This is a genomic window from Shewanella sp. 0m-6, assembly GCF_052977325.1.
The window spans coordinates 1-19,418 of sequence record NZ_JBRIMD010000036.1; the positions used below are offsets into that span (position 1 = coordinate 1).

General features: G+C 43.6%; 17 protein-coding genes and 3 tRNA genes. All 20 read left to right on the plus strand.

Translation table 11 applies throughout. From position 1 onward, the window contains the following. Positions 1–85 precede the first annotated feature (85 nt). The 20 genes from ACVBJC_RS18565 to ACVBJC_RS18660 all read left to right on the plus strand — a co-directional run bounded on the left by ACVBJC_RS18565 (position 86) and on the right by ACVBJC_RS18660 (position 19,410). A tRNA-Gly gene (locus tag ACVBJC_RS18565) sits at positions 86–185 on the plus strand. An 18-nt stretch (positions 186–203) separates the two neighbouring features. After that, positions 204–279 (plus strand) — tRNA-Gly (locus ACVBJC_RS18570). Positions 280–295: 16 nt separating this feature from the next. Further along, positions 296–395: transfer RNA gene (locus tag ACVBJC_RS18575), tRNA-Gly, on the plus strand. A gap of 763 nt (positions 396–1,158) precedes the next feature. Next, a complete protein-coding gene (locus ACVBJC_RS18580; RefSeq protein ID WP_447162437.1) occupies positions 1,159–1,614 on the plus strand; it encodes a hypothetical protein in 456 nt (151 codons plus the stop codon). Between the two features lie 191 nt (positions 1,615–1,805). Next, a complete protein-coding gene (locus tag ACVBJC_RS18585) occupies positions 1,806–3,284 on the plus strand; it encodes an NAD(P)H-hydrate dehydratase (RefSeq protein WP_447162436.1) in 1,479 nt (492 codons plus the stop codon). Positions 3,285–3,374: 90 nt separating this feature from the next. Beyond that, the gene (tsaE, locus tag ACVBJC_RS18590) at positions 3,375–3,842 is read left to right on the plus strand and encodes a tRNA (adenosine(37)-N6)-threonylcarbamoyltransferase complex ATPase subunit type 1 TsaE (protein ID WP_447162435.1); all 468 of its coding nucleotides are present in this window, start codon (positions 3,375–3,377) and stop codon (positions 3,840–3,842) included. Beyond that, positions 3,826–5,148, plus strand: coding sequence for an N-acetylmuramoyl-L-alanine amidase (locus ACVBJC_RS18595; protein ID WP_447162434.1), 1,323 nt, complete (start codon positions 3,826–3,828; stop codon positions 5,146–5,148). Before tsaE ends, ACVBJC_RS18595 begins: the two co-directional genes overlap by 17 nt. A gap of 17 nt (positions 5,149–5,165) precedes the next feature. Further along, positions 5,166–7,085, plus strand: coding sequence for a DNA mismatch repair endonuclease MutL (gene mutL, locus ACVBJC_RS18600; protein ID WP_447162433.1), 1,920 nt, complete (start codon positions 5,166–5,168; stop codon positions 7,083–7,085). Then, positions 7,075–8,001, plus strand: a complete 927-nt coding sequence (miaA, locus tag ACVBJC_RS18605) for a tRNA (adenosine(37)-N6)-dimethylallyltransferase MiaA (RefSeq protein ID WP_447162432.1) — start codon at positions 7,075–7,077, stop codon at positions 7,999–8,001. Before mutL ends, miaA begins: the two co-directional genes overlap by 11 nt. A gap of 93 nt (positions 8,002–8,094) precedes the next feature. Beyond that, positions 8,095–8,373 (plus strand): RNA chaperone Hfq, encoded by a 279-nt coding sequence (gene hfq / locus ACVBJC_RS18610; protein WP_447162431.1) that lies wholly within the window; start codon positions 8,095–8,097, stop codon positions 8,371–8,373. A gap of 20 nt (positions 8,374–8,393) precedes the next feature. Next, on the plus strand, positions 8,394–9,689 hold the full coding sequence (gene hflX / locus ACVBJC_RS18615) for a ribosome rescue GTPase HflX (protein ID WP_447162430.1): 1,296 nt from the start codon (positions 8,394–8,396) through the stop codon (positions 9,687–9,689). A gap of 49 nt (positions 9,690–9,738) precedes the next feature. After that, positions 9,739–10,881, plus strand: coding sequence for an FtsH protease activity modulator HflK (gene hflK, locus ACVBJC_RS18620; protein WP_447162429.1), 1,143 nt, complete (start codon positions 9,739–9,741; stop codon positions 10,879–10,881). A gap of 3 nt (positions 10,882–10,884) precedes the next feature. Further along, entirely contained in the window at positions 10,885–11,763 is an 879-nt protein-coding gene (gene hflC / locus ACVBJC_RS18625; RefSeq protein WP_447162428.1) for a protease modulator HflC, read from the plus strand. Between the two features lie 413 nt (positions 11,764–12,176). After that, the gene (gene petA / locus ACVBJC_RS18630) at positions 12,177–12,767 is read left to right on the plus strand and encodes a ubiquinol-cytochrome c reductase iron-sulfur subunit (RefSeq protein WP_447162427.1); all 591 of its coding nucleotides are present in this window, start codon (positions 12,177–12,179) and stop codon (positions 12,765–12,767) included. Continuing rightward, positions 12,767–13,981: a cytochrome b gene (locus ACVBJC_RS18635; protein WP_447162426.1), complete on the plus strand. Its 1,215-nt coding sequence runs from the start codon at positions 12,767–12,769 to the stop codon at positions 13,979–13,981. The genes petA and ACVBJC_RS18635 overlap by 1 nt, the downstream gene beginning before the upstream one ends. Further along, the gene (locus ACVBJC_RS18640) at positions 13,981–14,676 is read left to right on the plus strand and encodes a cytochrome c1 (protein WP_447162425.1); all 696 of its coding nucleotides are present in this window, start codon (positions 13,981–13,983) and stop codon (positions 14,674–14,676) included. Before ACVBJC_RS18635 ends, ACVBJC_RS18640 begins: the two co-directional genes overlap by 1 nt. A 109-nt stretch (positions 14,677–14,785) precedes the next feature. Continuing rightward, a complete protein-coding gene (sspA, locus tag ACVBJC_RS18645; RefSeq protein ID WP_012156731.1) occupies positions 14,786–15,415 on the plus strand; it encodes a stringent starvation protein SspA in 630 nt (209 codons plus the stop codon). Next, positions 15,415–15,873 (plus strand): ClpXP protease specificity-enhancing factor, encoded by a 459-nt coding sequence (locus tag ACVBJC_RS18650; RefSeq protein ID WP_447162424.1) that lies wholly within the window; start codon positions 15,415–15,417, stop codon positions 15,871–15,873. The genes sspA and ACVBJC_RS18650 overlap by 1 nt, the downstream gene beginning before the upstream one ends. A gap of 215 nt (positions 15,874–16,088) precedes the next feature. Further along, a complete protein-coding gene (locus ACVBJC_RS18655; RefSeq protein WP_447162423.1) occupies positions 16,089–16,661 on the plus strand; it encodes an anthranilate synthase component II in 573 nt (190 codons plus the stop codon). Positions 16,662–16,914: 253 nt separating this feature from the next. Beyond that, positions 16,915–19,410, plus strand: a complete 2,496-nt coding sequence (locus ACVBJC_RS18660; protein WP_447162422.1) for a prolyl oligopeptidase family serine peptidase — start codon at positions 16,915–16,917, stop codon at positions 19,408–19,410. Positions 19,411–19,418 lie beyond the last annotated feature (8 nt).

Here is a 19,418-nt window from a genome sequence, read left to right on the forward strand (position 1 = left end):
TTAGCTCAGTTGGTAGAGCGATACCTTGCCAAGGTATAGGTCATCGGTTCGAACCCGATATGTCGCTCCAATTTAAAAAGATTATGCGACATTAGCTCAGTTGACTCTTTATTAGAGCAAAAGGGCGATACCTTACCAAGGTATAAGTCATCGGTTGTTTGTTTCGAACCCGATATGTCGCTCCAATCAAAGTAAAGATTTACGCGACATTAGCTCAGTTGGTAGAGCGATACCTTGCCAAGGTATAGGTCATCGGTTCGAACCCGATATGTCGCTCCAATTTAAAAAAATTTACGCGACATTAGCTCAGTTGACTCTTTATTAGAGCAAAAGGGTGATACCTTACCAAGGTATAAGTCATCGGTTGTTTGTTTCGAACCCGATATGTCGCTCCAATCTTTCTCCATGTAATATCCTGTTTAAACTTCAAAATTAAATAAAACAAAGTTTTATATGTTCATGCAGCATTTGCTCAGTTGTGCTCGTAGAAAATATTGATACCTCTTTTTTGCCAAGGTATAGGTCTGCTTGTTATAGAAAGCCGCTTCGAACCCACTCTTGTTTAAGTCAGAAGCTCGCTCCAATCTTCCTATCTCACGAAAACTCCTTTTTAACTATATCCAAAACAAACTTAGCTTCGTTGTGCTCGTAAAAAATGTTGATCCCCTTTTTTGCTAAGGGATAGACCTGCTCGTGGAAGGAGTCGAGTTCGAACCCATTGCTGTTTAAATTACTTAGGCTTAGATCACTCGAGTTTAAATCCGCAGCTGCTCCAGCCTTCCTCTAACAAGATGCCTAAGCAAAACCCAAATCTAAATCCAAACAAAAAAAACAACCCAAAACCCAATAGAAACAAAGCTTAAAATGTTTTGCGATATAGGGTCGATGATGTTCGAACAAAGAACTCGTAGCGTGGTGTACGAGATATGCTTTGGGCTGAAAATCAAAGTATAACCTTTAGTTGCAGATATTTTTTGGGGAGGGGGGAGTTTTTGGCGTGATCGAGCGCCAGTTTCTTTAATAATGTCTAAACTAAGCGATATTGGTATTTCCAAACTTTGACGGTGTTCAAATATTTAGTCGACTTTTCCTACCATAATTAATTAAGACTAAAATTTAGTCTTGTCACATCAAGTGGCTGACTAAGGAGAACGATAAATGCGTATTCAACAACTCAGCGAACTTTTAGATTATGTCGCAACATGCCGCATAGAAATGGCACAGCTTTATAACCGTTTACATGCTCAAGCAGACTCTTCGCGAGTTAAGTTGATGCTGGAGTATTTTCAACAGCATGAGCGCCAAACAGCCGATAACTTAGAAAACTATATCGATGACGCTCCTAAAAAAGTGCTTGATACTTGGTATAAAGATGTGGTTTTTGAAGATTTTATCGCTAACTGCCAAAAGTTAACCTTGCCCGCGAATATGACAGAAGATGATGTATTAGAGTTGCATCTTGATCTCGACAATCGTTTGATTGCGTTGTTGGAGAAAACTGCTAACTCTTCTGCTAATACAGAAACTAAAGGCGCATTAGAAGATTTAGTTAGAGTCGAAAAAATTCAGCAACAGCGCTTAGTTCATAGCAGTATTAGAATGGATGATATCTAGTGACTTGCAATAGCTTGGCAATTAGGCACCGAGAGGTGCCTTTTTTGATCGCTATTGTTTAAAACTTGCTTAACTATAATTGCGGTAGATCAACATTAGCTTATCTATTTGCAGTTTTTGATTCATTTGCACTTAAGCCAAGGCCTTTAAGCTACTAAATTAAACACCGACCCTCGATTAGGAGCTTAAATATGAGCGAGCGAAACTTACTGACAACGCCTTTATTTCTAGCTGAGCAAGTTAGAACTGCTGAAATTGATGCCGTTAATCTTGGTAACGTTAGCTTATATCAATTGGTTGAAAGAGCCGGAGCGGCGGCATTTCAGTTAATAAGTGAAAAGCAAGCCAATGCCGATGAGATCCTTGTTCTTGCTGGTCATGGGAATAACGGCGCTGATGCGTATGTCACGGCTGCTTTGTTATTGGAGGCGGGTTTTGACGTTACCTTACAAGCAAGTACAGCGAGTCGTCCGAGTGAAGAGCTAACAGAGGCTATTCAATGCTTCATCAAGTCTGGTGGAGAGATCTGTGAGTTTAGTGAGACAGAGATTGAACAGGCAATGGTTATTGTGGATGGCCTATTAGGGACTGGGGTTTTAGGTGAACTAAGTGCTGAGCTGACGAGCATTATTAATGCGGTAAACCGAAGTCATGCTTGGGTGCTAAGCTTGGATGTTCCATCTGGGCTCAATCCTGATACTGGCCACGTTACGAGCTGTGCAATAGAGGCTGATGTGACTTTGACTTTTGCAGGTATTAAGCAAGGCTTGCTTACTGGTCGAGCCCGTCATTACTGTGGAGAGTTACTTCTTGCAGAGTTAGGGCTTGATAAGTTCTTAACGCTAGCAAGTGCAGAGCAGATAAGTCGTCAAACATTAGTCAATGCTTTTGTACCGCGTAGAAGAGACGCTCACAAAGGTAATAACGGTAAAGTGTCTATCATAGGTGGCGATCATGGTATGGCTGGAGCTGTTCGCCTAGCCGCTGAAGGATGCTTAAGAAGCGGTGCGGGCTTAGTGACTGTTATTTCTAGACCTGATCACCAACTGATAGTGAGTGCTAATCGGCCTGAATTGATGTTTTGGGCCTGTGAACTGGTCGATATGGAGGTTTACCTAAAGTTAGGTTGGGCTTCAGTATTGGTTATAGGTCCAGGACTTGGTACCAGTGATTGGGGTTATAACTTGCTTAAGGCCGTAGATCTGACAGATAAACCATGTGTTATCGATGCGGACGGTTTAAATCTGCTAAAAACTATGCCTATGACGCGCAAGAATTGGGTGTTGACACCTCACCCTGGAGAAGCGGCGAGGTTGCTTGGTCTTAGCATTGTTGAAGTTGAGCAGGATAGATTTAAGGCCGTAAGGCTACTCCAGCAGAAATATGGCGGTGTCATCGTCCTAAAGGGCCCTGGAACCATTATCTGCAATGGTGATAGGTGTGTTGTAGCACCTGTGGGAAATCCTGGTTTAGCCAGTGGTGGTTGCGGCGATGTACTTGCCGGTGTGATAGGTGGGCTGATGGCCCAAGGTTACAGCAGTATGGAAGCGGCCTGTTTGGGCGTTGTGATCCACGGTGATGCGGCTGATTTAGCGGCTAAATCAGGTGAGCGTGGCATGTTAGCCAGTGATTTGATGCCATATATTCGTCAGTTAGTTAATGAAATCTAGTTTAGAAAGCTAGGTGATTAGGTTAAAGTACTGCATTCTACGCTCTGTTTTAGTTAGGACGCTTTTCGATTCATAATGAATACGCAATCAATGATATTAAATTTAAATGATGAACAAGAAACCGTTAGTTTAGGTGGAAAGCTTGCGAGCCTTATCACGCCTCCCTTAACTGTTTATTTAAGCGGTGATCTAGGTGCGGGTAAGACGACCTTTAGCCGTGGACTTATTCAAAGTTTGGGGCATCAAGGGGCTGTAAAAAGTCCAACCTATACTTTGGTTGAGCCCTATGAGCTAGATAAGTTAGATGTGTATCACTTCGATCTCTATCGTTTATATGATCCAGAAGAATTAGAATTTATGGGGATCCGTGATTACTTTACTCAGCGCAGCTTGTGTATTGTAGAGTGGCCTGACCGTGGTCATGGTTTATTACCGGGTGCTGATATACATATCCATATTAAATATGTTAATACTGGACGACAAGTTGAGTTACAGGCGCTTTCTGTTGCAGGCGAAAAAATATTAGCGGCCCTAAATAATAATGATAATAAACAGTAATATATTTAGAGTATTTTTACTTCTTGTGAGTTTTGGTGCTTCATTTTTTGCGCAGAGTGCGAATAAGCTCGACAGCGTAAGGATTTGGGCTGCGCCAGAGTCAACACGTATCGTTTTTGATTTGAGCCAGTCCCCTGATTATAGCTATTTTACGCTGACAAATCCTTATCGCTTAGTTGTTGACTTAAAAAAATCATCTAACAAAGTTGATTTAAATAAGATTAAAAACAACAGTAAACTCGTCAAAAAGGTGCGCAAGAGCACGCCACCAGAAAAAGGGACTTTGCGCTTAGTTATTGATCTGGTTAAGCCAGTAAAAGCTAACTTATTTGCACTGCCAGCAACTGCCCCATACGGTAATCGTTTAGTGGTTGATTTAGATAGCGGTGGCTCTACAGCAAAAAAGCCTCCAGTTAGTAAGCCAAAAAATCAATTACGAGATGTCATTATTGCAATTGATGCAGGTCATGGCGGTGATGATCCTGGCTCTATTGGGCCGACGGGTATATATGAAAAAAAGTTAGTATTAGAAATATCCAAAAAGGTCGCTAAAAAGATTAATGCGACTCCTGGTATGCGCGCTGTTATGACGCGTACAGGGGACTATTTCGTTAACTTAAATAAGCGCTCTGAAATTGCTCGTAACAGTAAAGCAGACCTTTTAATCTCTATACATGCCGACGCTTTTACCTCTCCTCAGCCCCAAGGTGCCTCGGTATGGGTATTGTCAATGCGCCGTGCCAACAGTGAGATTGGTCGCTGGTTAGAGCAAAAAGAGAAACATTCCGAGCTGCTCGGTGGCGCCGGAGAGATTATACAAAATACAGATAATGAACAGTATCTTGCGATGACATTATTAGATATGTCGATGGATCGTTCTATGGCGATAAGCCATAACATAGCTGGAGATGTACTATCAAATCTAGGACGGGTGACCAAGCTGCATAAACGCAAGCCTGAATCTGCAAGTTTTGCTGTACTCAAATCGCCGGACATTCCCTCTATTTTGGTTGAAACAGGTTTTATCTCTAATCCCAGAGAAGAGCGCTTGTTGTCGCAACGCGATCATCAAAATAATGTCGCTAAAGCCATTCATAAAGGCGTAGTGAAGTATTTTGAAGCCAACCCGCCAGTGAACTCAATGTTGGCCAGTAAAAGCAGTGTTGAGCATAAGGTTCGCAGTGGAGAGTCGCTATCTGTTATTGCCCATCGTTATCAGGTCTCAATAAACAGTTTGAAAAAGGCCAATAACCTTAAATCAAATAGCATTCGAATCGGTCAGAGACTGATTATCCCCAGAGCTTAGGCTGTTAAGAGTAAACCATGGCTATAGAAAAGTTACCGCCTCAATTAGCAAACCAAATCGCAGCAGGTGAAGTGGTAGAACGTCCAGCATCTGTCATTAAAGAGTTAGTTGAAAATAGTCTTGATGCTGGTGCTACACGGGTCGATATTGAGATTGATAAAGGTGGCTGTAAACTTATTCGGATCCGTGATAATGGCTCTGGGATCCCTAAAGAGGATTTAAGTTTAGCGCTGTCACGGCACGCAACATCAAAGCTTAAGTCACTCGATGATTTAGAGGCCATTCTAAGTTTTGGTTTTCGCGGTGAGGCATTGGCGAGTATTAGCTCTGTATCGCGTCTAATCTTAACTTCACGAACCGCTGACCAAACCGAGGCGTGGCAAGCGCATGCCGAAGGCACTGAAATGGCGGTAAAAGTCCTGCCGGCTGCACACCCTGTAGGCTCCACGGTTGAAGCGGTTGATCTGTTTTTTAATACGCCAGCAAGACGTCGTTTCTTAAAGAGTGACAAAACAGAGTTTACTCATATCGATGAGTGGTTAAAGCGTATTGCTTTGGCAAGGCGAGATATTCATTTTACCCTTAAACACAATGGTAAGACGGTACGAAACTACCGACCCGCGAATACTGAGATCCAGTATCTTCAACGTTTAGGGCAGGTTTGCGGCAAAGCATTTGCTGAGACTTGCCTGCGGATTGAGTGTCAGCACAATGATTTAAGTTTGAGTGGGTATCTGCAATCGCCAAGTGCTGCAAACGGCTACAGTGAAACTCAATACTTTTATGTTAATGGACGTTTGGTGAAAGACCGACTGGTTAACCACGCTGTACGTCAAGCTTTTGCGCAGTATGCCCAAGGTGTGTCTCCTGGTTATGTGTTAATGCTTGATCTCGACCCACATCAGGTCGATGTTAACGTGCATCCGGCTAAGCATGAAGTGCGTTTTCACCAAAGCCGTTATGTGCACGACTTTATTTTGCAGGCGCTGCAATCGGCAATGTCTCAATCTATGGAGCTTGGGCTAAATACAGAATCTGACTTGCAGCAAATGCCAGATAGGCAAGTGACCCCAACACGAGGGGCGGTAAGCACGTCTCAGTATTCAGCCAATATTGAACCTAAGCCATCGGCTTCTTATGGTGTACGTGATAGTCATTCTGTTACCCGTCAGAGTGATTATTCGAGTGGCAATTCAAGCTATCGAAGCCCACTTAAACCTGCCGCGAGAAATAATGAGGTTCATATACCATCTCAAAGTAGTATTCGTGCTTACGGGGAATTATTAAGTACACAAACGAATACGCCAAATAGTGGTGATTTAAACGCTCATCAATATGAGCAAGAGTCAACTCGGTCTAGCATTGATCCTTCTGTAGAATACCAGCGTGGGATATCGCACGCGCATGCGGCAAATATGCCAGCGGTTATCGCTGGAGAATATTGGGTGCTAGTTAAAGATGATAAAATATCGTTATTAAGCATTACCATAGTGGCAAAGGCGGCGCTAAAAGCCGAGATCGCAGCTAAGTTTGCACAAGGGCTCGTTGGTCAGCCTTTATTGATGCCGGTCGCCGTTGCAGTTGATGATGATTGGCAAGCTATTATAGACAATCGAGAGCAGTTACTGCGAAAGTTAGGCGTTGAGTTATCAATTCGCCTTGGGCAGTTGATTATTAAGAAAGTGCCCCCATATCTAAGAGATAGTCAATTAGCTGTTTTAATCCCTGAATTATTGCAGTGGATTCAATTAGAATTACCAAGTGATGCAGCGGTTGTTAAGTGGCTTGCTGAACAAGGTGCGAATCGATTTACCTCAGCAGGTGAAGCATGGTTTGCCCTAAATACCTTGCCTGATGATGTGCAGCGCGAGCTTTATAATCAATCCCAAGATTTACCTTGGGAACAATGGATGAAAGAAAATCAGAGTGACCGATAAAAAATCACATAAAGTTATTACCTTAATGGGCCCAACAGCCTCTGGTAAAACCGCATTAGCGATTGAGCTTGTTAAGCAGTATAACTGTGAAATTATCTCTGTGGATTCTGCATTGATTTATAAAGATATGGATATCGGTACCGCTAAGCCAGACGCTGGTGAACAAGCTGCGGCTCCCCATAGCCTGATTGATATTATTGATCCCGCGGAAAGTTATTCTGCGGCAGATTTTAGACGTGATGCATTGGCTCAGATTGAAGATATTTTGAATCGTGGAAAGACGCCATTGCTGGTTGGTGGCACCATGATGTACTTTAAGGCCTTGCTAGAAGGCTTATCACCGCTTCCTGCGGCTGATGAAGCGATTAGAGCGCAGATCGCTAGCGAAGCACAAGAGTTAGGTTGGCAAGCATTACACGATGAATTAAAAGCGATAGACCCTGTTTCAGCAGAGCGAATTCATCCAAATGATCCACAGCGACTCGCTCGGGCGCTAGAGGTATATCGGATCAGTGGCCAATCTCTAACTGAGCTAACTAAGACTAAGTCTGAAGCATTCCCTTACGAAGCGGTGCAATTTGCGATTGCGCCAAGTGATAGAAAGGTGTTACATAAGGCTATAGAAACTCGATTTAAGACCATGCTAACACAAGGGTTTACTGCTGAAGTTGAGGCTTTAAAAGCTCGAGACGACTTACATTTAGAACTGCCATCTATGCGTTGCGTAGGATATAGGCAGTGCTGGCAGTATTTAGATGGTGAAATTGACTATGATACTATGGTCGAAAAAGCTATTGTTGCTACTAGGCAATTAGCCAAACGTCAATTAACATGGTTACGTGGTTGGCCTGATTTAATATGGCTAGAAAGCGGAGCTGAAAATAATCTCGCGGAAGTAATGCGACATAGTCGCTAGCTTATTGGCTACCGCTGTATAATACTAAAACCAAAGATAACGTTTTATCGTATTAGAATAACTATTAATTTTAATTAAAAAGGAAATTAGAAAATGGCAAAGGGGCAATCTTTACAAGACCCGTTTTTGAACGCTTTGCGTCGTGAACGCGTTCCAGTATCTATTTATCTTGTTAACGGCATTAAGCTTCAAGGACAAGTTGAGTCTTTCGATCAGTTTGTTATTTTGCTTAAAAATACAGTAAGCCAAATGGTTTACAAGCATGCCATTTCTACTGTGGTACCTTCACGTCCATTTAACGTGACTAACCATCAGCCGACAAATGGTCAAGCTGGCTATAACGCTCAGCATGACGATAGCGATGAAAAGTAATTTGCTAAGGAGATTGCTTTTTGTTTGATCGTTATGAGGCGGGAGAGAAAGCGGTACTTGTTCATATCGACTTTGCTGATGAAAACAACCGAGAAGACCTAGATGAATTAAAACTTCTGGTTGAATCGGCTGGTGCTCAATCTATAGGAGTCGTTACCACGAGTCGACGTTCGCCAGACCGCAGATTTTTTGTGGGTTCAGGTAAGGCGGAAGAGTTGGCTGCGATGGTTGCGGCAACTGATGCAAATGTCGTGATTTTTAATCACGCATTAAGTCCGGCTCAAGAACGAAATCTTGAGCAGCTATGCGAGTGCCGTGTACTCGATAGAACAACTTTGATCTTGGATATTTTTGCTCAAAGAGCGAGAACATTCGAAGGTAAGTTACAAGTGGAGCTAGCGCAATTGCGCCACATGTCAACGCGCTTGATCAGAGGCTGGACGCATTTAGAGCGACAAAAAGGTGGTATCGGTCTTCGTGGTCCAGGTGAAACTCAATTAGAAACCGATAGGCGTCTATTGAGAGGCCGGATCCGCACGATTAATAAACGTTTAGATAAAGTCGATAAACAACGAGGTCAAAGTCGTAGAGCAAGACAGCGCAGCGAGATGTCGACAGTGTCTTTGGTGGGTTATACCAATGCGGGTAAATCGACACTGTTTAATGGTTTAACGACATCAGATGTCTATGCTGCTGATCAACTGTTTGCGACGCTGGATCCAACCTTACGTAAGTTAGATTTACCAGACGGTGATGTGATTCTTGCTGATACCGTTGGTTTTATTAGGCATTTACCCCACGATTTAGTTGCGGCATTTAAAGCAACACTGCAAGAAACACAGCAGGCAGATCTACTTCTGCATGTGGTCGATAGTGCAGATGAAAAAATGGGGGATAACTTTAAGCAAGTACAAAGCGTGCTTAAAGAGATCGATGCTATAGACATTCCACAGTTGATCGTATGCAATAAAATCGATCTATTGGATGAGGTAAAACCTCACATCGACTACGATGATGAGGGGACACCAATTAGAGTCTGGGTTTCTGCTCAGCAGCAAAAAGGCTTGGAATTAGTTGAAGAGGCGATTAACCAACTCGTTGGTAAGGCAACTCGAGAGCTAACCTTGCAAATCCCTGCTTCGGCGGGGCATTATCTCGGCCAGTTTTATAAACTGGATGTAATACAGCAGAAAGAGTATGACGATCTGGGGAACTGTATGATTTCTGTTCGCTTGTTGGAGGCCGATTGGCGCCGACTCGTAAAACAGAGCCAAGGTGAAATAGAGACTTTTGTCGTCGACACCGTCGTCGCATAATTAAGTATTTTAGTAATCTCGTTTATTTCATACACTTATGGAGTACTAAATGGCTTGGAACGAGCCCGGTAACAAGGGTCAAGACCCTTGGGGAAATAAGGGTGGTAATGATAAAGGACCACCAGATCTAGATGAAGTTTTTCGTAATCTTTCTAAGCGCTTCGGCGGGAAAGGCAATGGCTCAGGTGGCAGCGTTAGCGGTGTCAGTTTAATAATAGTCCTTGTTATTGCCGTTGTTGTATGGGGCCTTTCTGGCTTCTATACAATTAAAGAGGCTGAGAAAGGTGTAGAGCTCCGTTTCGGTGCATATATTGGTGAAGTTGATCCAGGCCTTCAATGGAAAGCCACTTTTATTGATGAAGTGACACCAGTAAACGTACAAACCGTTCGCTCAATTCCGGCTTCTGGAAGCATGCTGACAGCCGACGAGAACGTCGTTCTTGTTCAGCTTGATGTTCAGTATCGAGTGAATAACGCTGAAAATTATTTGTATAACGTAGTTGATGCAGACTCTAGTTTGCGTGAAGCAACAGATAGTGCGCTTCGCTATGTTATCGGCCATAACACTATGGATGATATTTTGACTACGGGTCGAGATAAAATTCGTCGTGATACATGGGATGAAATTGAGCGAATTATCAAGCCTTATAAATTAGGCATTGTGGTTGTTGATGTGAACTTCTTGCCTGCACGTCCGCCAGAAGAGGTGAAAGATGCCTTTGATGACGCTATTGCAGCACAAGAAGATGAACAGCGCTTTATTCGTGAAGCTGAAGCATATTCTCGCCAGTTAGAGCCAAAGGTTCGTGGTACTGTGCAGCGTATGGATCAACAAGCAATAGCTTATAAGCAAAGAGAAATCTTAGAGGCAAAAGGTAAAGTGGCTCGTTTTGAACAGCTATTACCTGAGTATCAAGCTGCACCTGAAGTGACTCGTGAACGTATGTATTTTGATACGATGCAAGAAGTTCTGAGCGGTACAAGCAAAGTACTTATTGATGCTAAAAATAGCGGTAACTTAATGTATCTACCGTTAGATAAGCTGATGCAGAATAACCAAGCACATAATTCTTCAAGCACTAAGAGTAAACCGGCAACGCCTGTTATGTCAGTAAATAGTACAACTAATAATAACAGCATGCCTCTTGATGGTCGCCCATCTCGAGGTGAACGTCCGTCGGGGAGGAACTAAGTGATGGGTAGATTTACAGCGATAATCGTAGCGGTACTTATTGCGATCTCTTTATCTTCACTTTTAGTTGTGAATGAAGGCGAGCGTGCCATCGTTTCTCGATTTGGTAAGGTACTTAAAGACGACGGCGTGACGCGTGTTTATGCTCCTGGACTTCACTTGAAGATCCCTATGCTTGATAAAATTAAGTTTATGGATTCGCGAGTGCAAACTCTGGATGGTGCAGCAGATCGTTTTGTAACCTCTGAGAAAAAAGACTTAATGGTCGATTCATACGTGAAATGGCGCATTAAAGATTTTGAACGTTATTACCTTTCTACCAACGGTGGTATTAAGGCTAACGCAGAGACCTTGCTACAGCGTAAGATCAATAACGATCTTCGTACCGAGTTTGGCCGTAGAACGATTAAAGAAATTGTTTCTGGAAGCCGCGATGAATTGCAATCAGATGCACTTAAAAATGCAGCTGAGAGTGCTCAAGACTTAGGTATTGAAGTCGTCGATGTGCGTGTTAAGCAAATTAACTTACCAGCAAACGTCAGTACTAGTATTTACCAGCGTATGCGTGCAGAACGTCAAGCTGTGGCTAAAGAGCATCGCGCTCAAGGTCAAGAGCAAGCGGAAATTATCCGTGCTAAGACTGATGCCAGTGTGACGATTCAAACTGCAGAAGCTGAGCGTAAAGCTTTGACTATTCGCGGTGAAGGTGATGCTGAGGCGGCTAAGATTTATGCAGATGCATATACTAAAGATCCTGAGTTCTTTAGCTTTATGCGAAGCTTAGATGCTTACAGAGCAAGTTTCTCTGGTAACAATGACGTCATGGTGCTAGAACCTGATAGTGAGTTCTTTAGATACATGAATAGTGCATCTGGAAAATAATTTTCCTAAAGATGTATAAAAAGGCCTAACGCAAGTTAGGCCTTTTTTTATGCAAATTTAATCTACTTTAGCAGCTAACGCTAATTCCTACCTATTCAGTCAACTATCATCTTATAGTCTGCAAAAATTCATTAATATGACTTAAGTTACTAATTTAGTAGACAATGAATGAAATGTTTTTGAATGTTCTGCTACAAGAAATGAGCATTTTTGTTGGTGCTGATGCGTGCTTTTTATGCAGAAGTAGCACGAAAAGCAACATAGTTAACTAAGTTGAGTGTTTTAACTATGATCTGCTTCTAATTTTTGGCTATAATGAGCCCCGCCTCAAGTTTAGATTTGAATTTCGGTTTAAATCAGCTTTGAAGAAGATAGATAAAACAAAAATTCCAACACTCTCTGGAGACAAGTGGATGAGCAATGCGCCAGTCAATACCGGACGCCGCAGATTTCTGACCGCAGCCACCGCCGTAGTCGGTGGTGCTGGTGCCGCTGCTGTAGCGGTTCCGTTTATAAAGTCATGGAATCCGAGTGCCAAAGCGAAAGCAGCAGGTGCGCCGGTAGAAGTAAACATAAGTAAAGTAGAGCCAGGTCAACTTATTCGAGTTGAGTGGCGCGGTAAGCCTGTTTGGGTTGTTCGTCGTACGCAGGAGATCTTAGATGGTCTACCAGCAATCGATGCTCAGCTTCGCGATCCAGACTCTGTTGAACCACAGCAGCCTGCATATGCGCAGAACCCTGAGCGTTCAATTAAGGCCGAGTATTTCATAGCCGTTGGCCTATGTACTCATCTTGGTTGTTCTCCAACTTACCTACCTGACACGTTTGGTGAACAAGTTGAAGGCGTAGCCTCTGGCTTCTTCTGTCCTTGTCACGGTTCTAAGTTTGATATGGCTGGTCGTGTATTCCAAGGTGTACCAGCGCCATTGAACCTAGTTATCCCTCCACATCAATATATTGATGATAGCACCGTGATTATCGGTGTTGATACAGGAGCTGCGTAATGGTTAAGAATCTTATCAACTGGATTGATGAACGCATTCCTATGACCGCGACGTATAACCGTCATGTTGGTCAATATGCGACACCAACCAACTTTAACTTCTGGTACTTTTTTGGCTCACTAGCCATGTTAGTACTAGTTAACCAGTTACTAACTGGTATCTGGTTAACAATGAACTACGTACCAACTGCTGAAGGTGCGTTTGCCTCGATTGAATACATCATGCGTGATGTTGAGTACGGTTGGTTGCTGAGATATATGCACTCCACCGGTGCTTCAGCTTTCTTTGTGGTTATCTATCTTCATATGTTCCGTGGCCTTATCTACGGTTCATACCAGAAGCCTAGAGAGCTACTGTGGCTATTCGGTATGCTTATCTTCCTTGTGTTGATGGCAGAAGCCTTTATGGGTTACTTACTTCCTTGGGGACAAATGTCTTACTGGGGAGCACAGGTAATTATCTCATTGTTTGGTGCAATCCCTGTTATTGGTGATGACCTAACATTGTGGATCCGTGGTGACTTTGTTGTCTCTGGCGCAACCCTTAACCGTTTCTTCGCATTGCACGTTATTGCATTGCCGCTCGTGCTTGTTGTATTGGTGTTTTTACACCTTATTGCACTGCATGAAGTGGGTTCTAACAACCCAGACGGTATTGAGATTAAGAAGAACAAAGATGAGAATGGCTGGCCAAAAGATGGTATTCCATTCCACCCGTACTACACAGTTAAAGACATCATGGGCGTCGCTGGCTTCCTAATCGTCTTCTGTTATGTATTGTTCTTTATGCCTGAAGGTGGCGGTTACTTCCTTGAGAAGCCGAACTTTGAAGCGGCAAATCCAATGAAGACGCCTGAGCATATTGCACCGGTTTGGTATTTCACACCGTTCTACGCAATCTTGCGTGCAATCCCTGACAAGTTAATGGGTGTTATCGGCATGGGCTTAGCCATTGCGGTACTGTTCATCTTGCCATGGTTAGACCGTTGTAGTGTTAAGTCTATTCGCTACCGTAGCATGGCTCACAAGCTGAACATCAGTCAGTTTGCTGTTTCGTTCGTAGTATTGGGTTACTTAGGTGCAGTTCCTGCTACTCCAGCCCTGACGATTGCGGCGCGTATCTTTACTGTGACTTACTTTGGCTTCTTCTTACTACTTTGGATTTACAGTAAGAATGAAAAGACTAAGCCTGTACCAGAGAGGTTGACACACTAATGAAAAAATTATTAATCGCATTAGTTGCATTGGTCCCGACATTGGCAGTTGCTGCCGGTGGCGGAGCACCTCTAGAGAAAGCTAACATCGACTTAAATGACCAAGCGTCGTTGCAACGTGGACTGGCTCTATTCCAAGAGAATTGCGCAGGTTGTCATAGCACTCAGTATCAGCGTTATGATCGTGTAGCGACAGATCTAGGTGTTCCAATCGATGAGATGCGTGCTCAATACCTGCCTGAAGGTGCCAAGATTGGTGAGTTGATGGAGAACGCCATCCCTGATGCTGATGCATCTAAGTGGTTCGGTGCTTCACCACCAGACTTAACTTTGGTTGCCCGAGTACGTGGTGAAGATTGGATTTATTCATACCTACATGGTTTTTATAAAGATGAAAGCCGTCCATTTGGTGTCAATAATACTATTTTCCCACTAGTTGGTATGCCACACGTACTTGAAGACCTTCAAGGTCTTCCGGTTAAACAAGAAGATGGAACACTAGTTGCTACCGGTGGTGCCTTAACAGCTGAAGAGTACGATCAAGTGGTTCGTGATATCACAGGCTATTTGGTTTACTCCGGTGACCCAGTCAAACTAGAGCGTGAAAGACTAGGTTGGTGGGTGATGGGCTTCCTGTTCATATTCTTTATTGTGGCCTACCTCTTAAAGAAAGAGTACTGGAAAGATGTACACTAACCCCAAATAAAGGTTAGAATGTATTATCCGCAAATTGTAAACGGGGAGCCTTGCTCCTCGTTTGCGTTTGCATTTTTTGCTTTTTATTTGTGAATCCCGGAGGGTATCAATGGCTGTTGCTGCCAACAAACGCTCAATCATGACCCTGTATTCAGGTGCAGACGACCTTTATAGTCATCAGGTACGTATCGTACTAGCTGAAAAAGGTGTAACCGTTGATGTTCTACAGGTAGATCCTAATGAGATCCCTGAAGACTTGATCGAGCTTAACCCGTACAACACAGTGCCAACTTTGGTAGACAGAGAGCTAGTGCTTTATAACTCTCGTATCATTATGGAATACCTAGATGAGCGTTTTCCTCATCCTCCATTAATGCCTGTTTATCCGGTTTCACGTGGTCAAACTCGCCTTTGGATGCACCGCATCGAAGAAGATTGGTATGCACTTGTAGAACGTATCAGAAAGGGTGACCGTGCTGATGCTGCGCGCAAAGAGCTACAAGAAGGCCTAACGGCTATTGCACCTATCTTTGGTGAAGTGCCTTACTTCATGAGCGAAGAGTTTGGTCTAGCTGATTGCTATCTTGGCCCACTATTGTGGCGTCTTCCAGTACTAGGTATCGAACTTGATAGCCGTACTGCTAAAGATATCAAAGCTTACATGACACGTTTATTTGATCGTGAATCATTCAAAGCTTCTTTGACTGAGACTGAGCGCGAAATGCGCATGGGTATCTAATGAAAGAGCTAACCCCGAATCGTCCATACTTGCTGCGGGCTTATTATGATTGGTTGATGGATAACCAGTTAACGCCCCATGTTGTTGTTGATGCTTACGTGCCAGGCACGCAAGTACCACAGCAATATGTTAAAGATGGTCAAATTGTACTTAATATTACCGACAGTGCTGTAGGTGGCCTACAGATCACGAATGAGTTTATTGAGTTCAGTGCGCGTTTTGGCGGTGTTCCTCAGCAAGTACTATTGCCTATGGCTTCTATTGTCGCTATCTATGCCCGTGAAAATGGTGCCGGTACGGTCTTCGAAATCGAAGAAGCGTATCAATTAGATGATGATATGGAAGACACCGGCCTTTCTGTCGTGAAAGAACCTGTTGTTGAAACGAGCGAGCCAGAGACCGAAACTGTAGAGGCTAAAGAGCCAAAACGACGCGGTCATTTAACCTTGGTAAAGTAAGTTTCCAGTGTTTTAAAAAGCCAGTCTATAGACTGGCTTTTTTGTATCTACATTATTGTTAGTTTGCAGGCTATATTGTGTAGATGATAACGCACTCGCTCTGTGGTAGCATCTGCGCCCAAATCATCCACATTTTGTTTTATTGTGACTCTAGAGCGGCTTAACGGCTTTGGCTTAAGGCAATAAAACCAGCAATATAGGTTCTTGGATCTTTTATGATCTTAATGATCGACAATTACGACTCATTTACTTTTAATTTGGTGCAGTATTTCCAGCAGCTTGGGCAAGAGATCTTAGTTAAGCGTAATGATGAAATCACGATTGATGAGATCGAGTCTTTAGCGCCCAGCCATATTGTGATTTCTCCAGGACCATGTACGCCGAACGAGGCGGGATTATCGCTGTCGATCATTGAGCATTTTGCTGGCCAGTTACCTATTCTTGGGGTTTGTTTAGGGCATCAAGCGATAGCGCAAGTTTTTGGTGCTAATGTCATCAGGGCTAAGCGAGTGATGCACGGTAAAACCAGTGCCATAGCTCATACCGATAGCGGCTTATTTAGTGGCTTGAATAATCCACTTACCGTGACTCGCTACCATTCCTTACTGGTAGACGCTATTCCCGATGGCTTTGTTATGGACGCGTGGTTTGATGATCCTGTTCATGGCCGCGAGATCATGGCGATGAGCCAGCCTACGAAGAAGATCTATGGGGTGCAGTTCCATCCAGAGTCAATTTTGACGCAGCAAGGTCATGAGCTGTTATCGAACTTCATCAAAATAAGTTAACTCAACGGGTTGATAAAGCCTCTTAAATACTTTAGCTGTCTGCTTTAAGTATAGGCTGGTCACCATAAAGTGTATGCGCCTAATTTTCACTCAGCATCTTTCTAGTTCTTACTGCTTGTCTCTTTGCTTAGACGTTATCGATATCCCCTATACGACCACTAACTGTTACAAATTTAACTATTTTTTCAGACAAGTCCGTTGCGAAAGTGTGGTATAAAAGTCGGCAAAAATACCAATAATAATAGGGATGGATATGAAAAGCGTCATTCGTCATGTCGGCTTTAGTGCACTTTCACTGGCAGTATTAGCAGGTTGTAGTGCAACCACGGTTTCTCCTGAGCAAGCTCAAGTCGCGGCTCAAAGTACAAGTCAAACAACTCAAGTTGCCTTATCGGCGCCTCCTCAAGTCGATCAGGCATTGACCTTAAACCAAATCATGGCTAATCCTGATTGGATGGGGCTATTTGCTAAAGGTGCTTATTGGAGTGATGACGGTCAGTCTATCTACTTTGCCAGACAAGCCCACGGCGCCCCGACTAAAACCTATTATCAGCAAGGCATCAATGGCACGGTGGCAAGCGAATTAGCGTTAAATCAGCTGCATAGCGCCGATCAACGCCGTGGCGTGCTCAATAATGACAAGACGCGTAAAGCCTATATCTACCAAGGCAACTTGTTCGTTAAAGATCTAAACAGCGGCAAGGTGGCTCAACTTACTCGTCAAAACACCGCTATTGATGGTGTGCGCTTTTTAAATAATGGCGATATTGCTTATTGGCAGGGTGATAACATTTTCAAAATTCACCAAAATTCAGGTTTGGTTGAAGAGATTGCCAATATCAAGATGGCGGTCGAACCTAAAGGCGTACAACAACCATCAAGCTATATTGCTAAGCAACAACACAGACTTATCCAGTATGTAGCGATGCAGCAAGATAACGCTACAGCGAAACAAGACTATAAGGCTGAGCTTGCTAAAGCCGATCCGACGATGTCGGCAAAGACTTGGTATTTAGGCGATAAAGAGGTCGTGACCAATTTAAGCCTGTCACCCGATGGACGCTATGTGATTGTTGCGCTAAAAGATAAAGATTATAGCTGGCGTGGTGAGCATGACATTATGCCCAATTACCTAGGTAAAGACGGTTATGTTGATGCAGTGCCTGCACGTGCGCGCGTTGCTGAAGATAACAATCCAGGTGAGCGACTAGTACTGTTAGATCTTGATACTCACGCTAAGAAAGACATAAGCATCGAAGGTCTAACAGGCTATGACGAGGATGTACTTGCTGCGGTAAAAGCTGAGAATGCTAAAGCCAAAGGTGAGAGCTACAAGAGTGAGAAATCACCACGTAACTTGCAACTGATGCAAGATTGGGGCTGGGCACAAAGCGCTATTCAGTGGTCTGAATCAGGCGGTAACGTGGCTGTGATGCTTGAAGCTGTCGACAATAAAGACCGCTGGATAGCAACAGTAAATCTAGATAAAGCTAGCTTAACGACCCAGCACCGCCTGCACGATGATGCCTGGGTTAACTACAATTTTAATCAGTATGGCTGGTTACCAAATAGCGATAACCTGTATTACCTATCCGAAGAGACTGGTTTTTCACATATTTACCTTAAGCAGCAAGGTAAAAAAGCCAAAGCGTTAACTCAAGGTCAATTTGTTGTTAGTGATATCACCTTAGGCCCTAAAGCGCAGTTTATCTACTACAAGGCAAATAAGACCCATCCTGGTATCGATAACGTTTACCGTGTTGAAATAGCCACAGGTAAAGATGAGCAGTTAACCGAGTGGCAAGGCCAGCTTGATTACACTCTAAGCCCAGATGGCACTGCACTGCTACTAAACGCATCGACGCGTATTAAGCCTGCTGAGCTATTTGTGCAGCCTATTGGTGGCGAGCTTAAACAGTTAACCGATTACACCAGCGATGATTTTAAAAATTACGCATGGCAGGCGCCAGAAGTCGTTGCAGTGCCATCGACCCACGGTGCTGGTGATGTTTACGCGCGGGTTTACCTACCTCAGGGTTACAGTCAAGACAATGCAGACAAGTATCCTGCGGTGATCTTTAACCACGGTGCTGGTTACCTGCAAAATGCTCACTATGGTTTCTCTGGTTACTTTAGAGAGTTCATGTTCCATAACTTACTCGCTCAACAAGGCTACGTGGTGATGGACATGGATTACCGTGGTTCTAAAGGATATGGACGTGATTGGCGCACGGCGGTTTACCGTCAAATGGGCACGCCAGAAGTTGAAGATCTTAAAGATGGTGTTAACTGGATGGCGGCTAACGTCAATGTTGATGCGGGTAAGGTTGGCACTTATGGTGGTTCTTACGGTGGTTTCTTAACATTTATGGCGTTATTTAATGAGCCTGAGTTATTCCAAGCGGGAGCTGCTCTGCGCCCTGTGACCGACTGGGCACATTATAACGCGCCATACACATCAAACATTTTAAATACGCCAGATGTCGATCCTATCGCTTATGAGCGTAGCTCGCCAATTGAACATGCACAGGGATTACAAAAACCATTGCTTATTATGAGTGGCGTATTGGATGACAACGTGTTTTTTCAAGATAGCGTGCGTCTAGTGCAGCGTTTGATTGAGCTTGAAAAGCCGATGTTTGAAACGGCGATTTATCCGGTGGAGCCACATGGCTTCCGTCAGCCATCGAGTTGGTTGGATGAATACCGCCGTATCCACAAGCTATTTGAGCAAGAACTTAAAAAATAGCTTTGAAT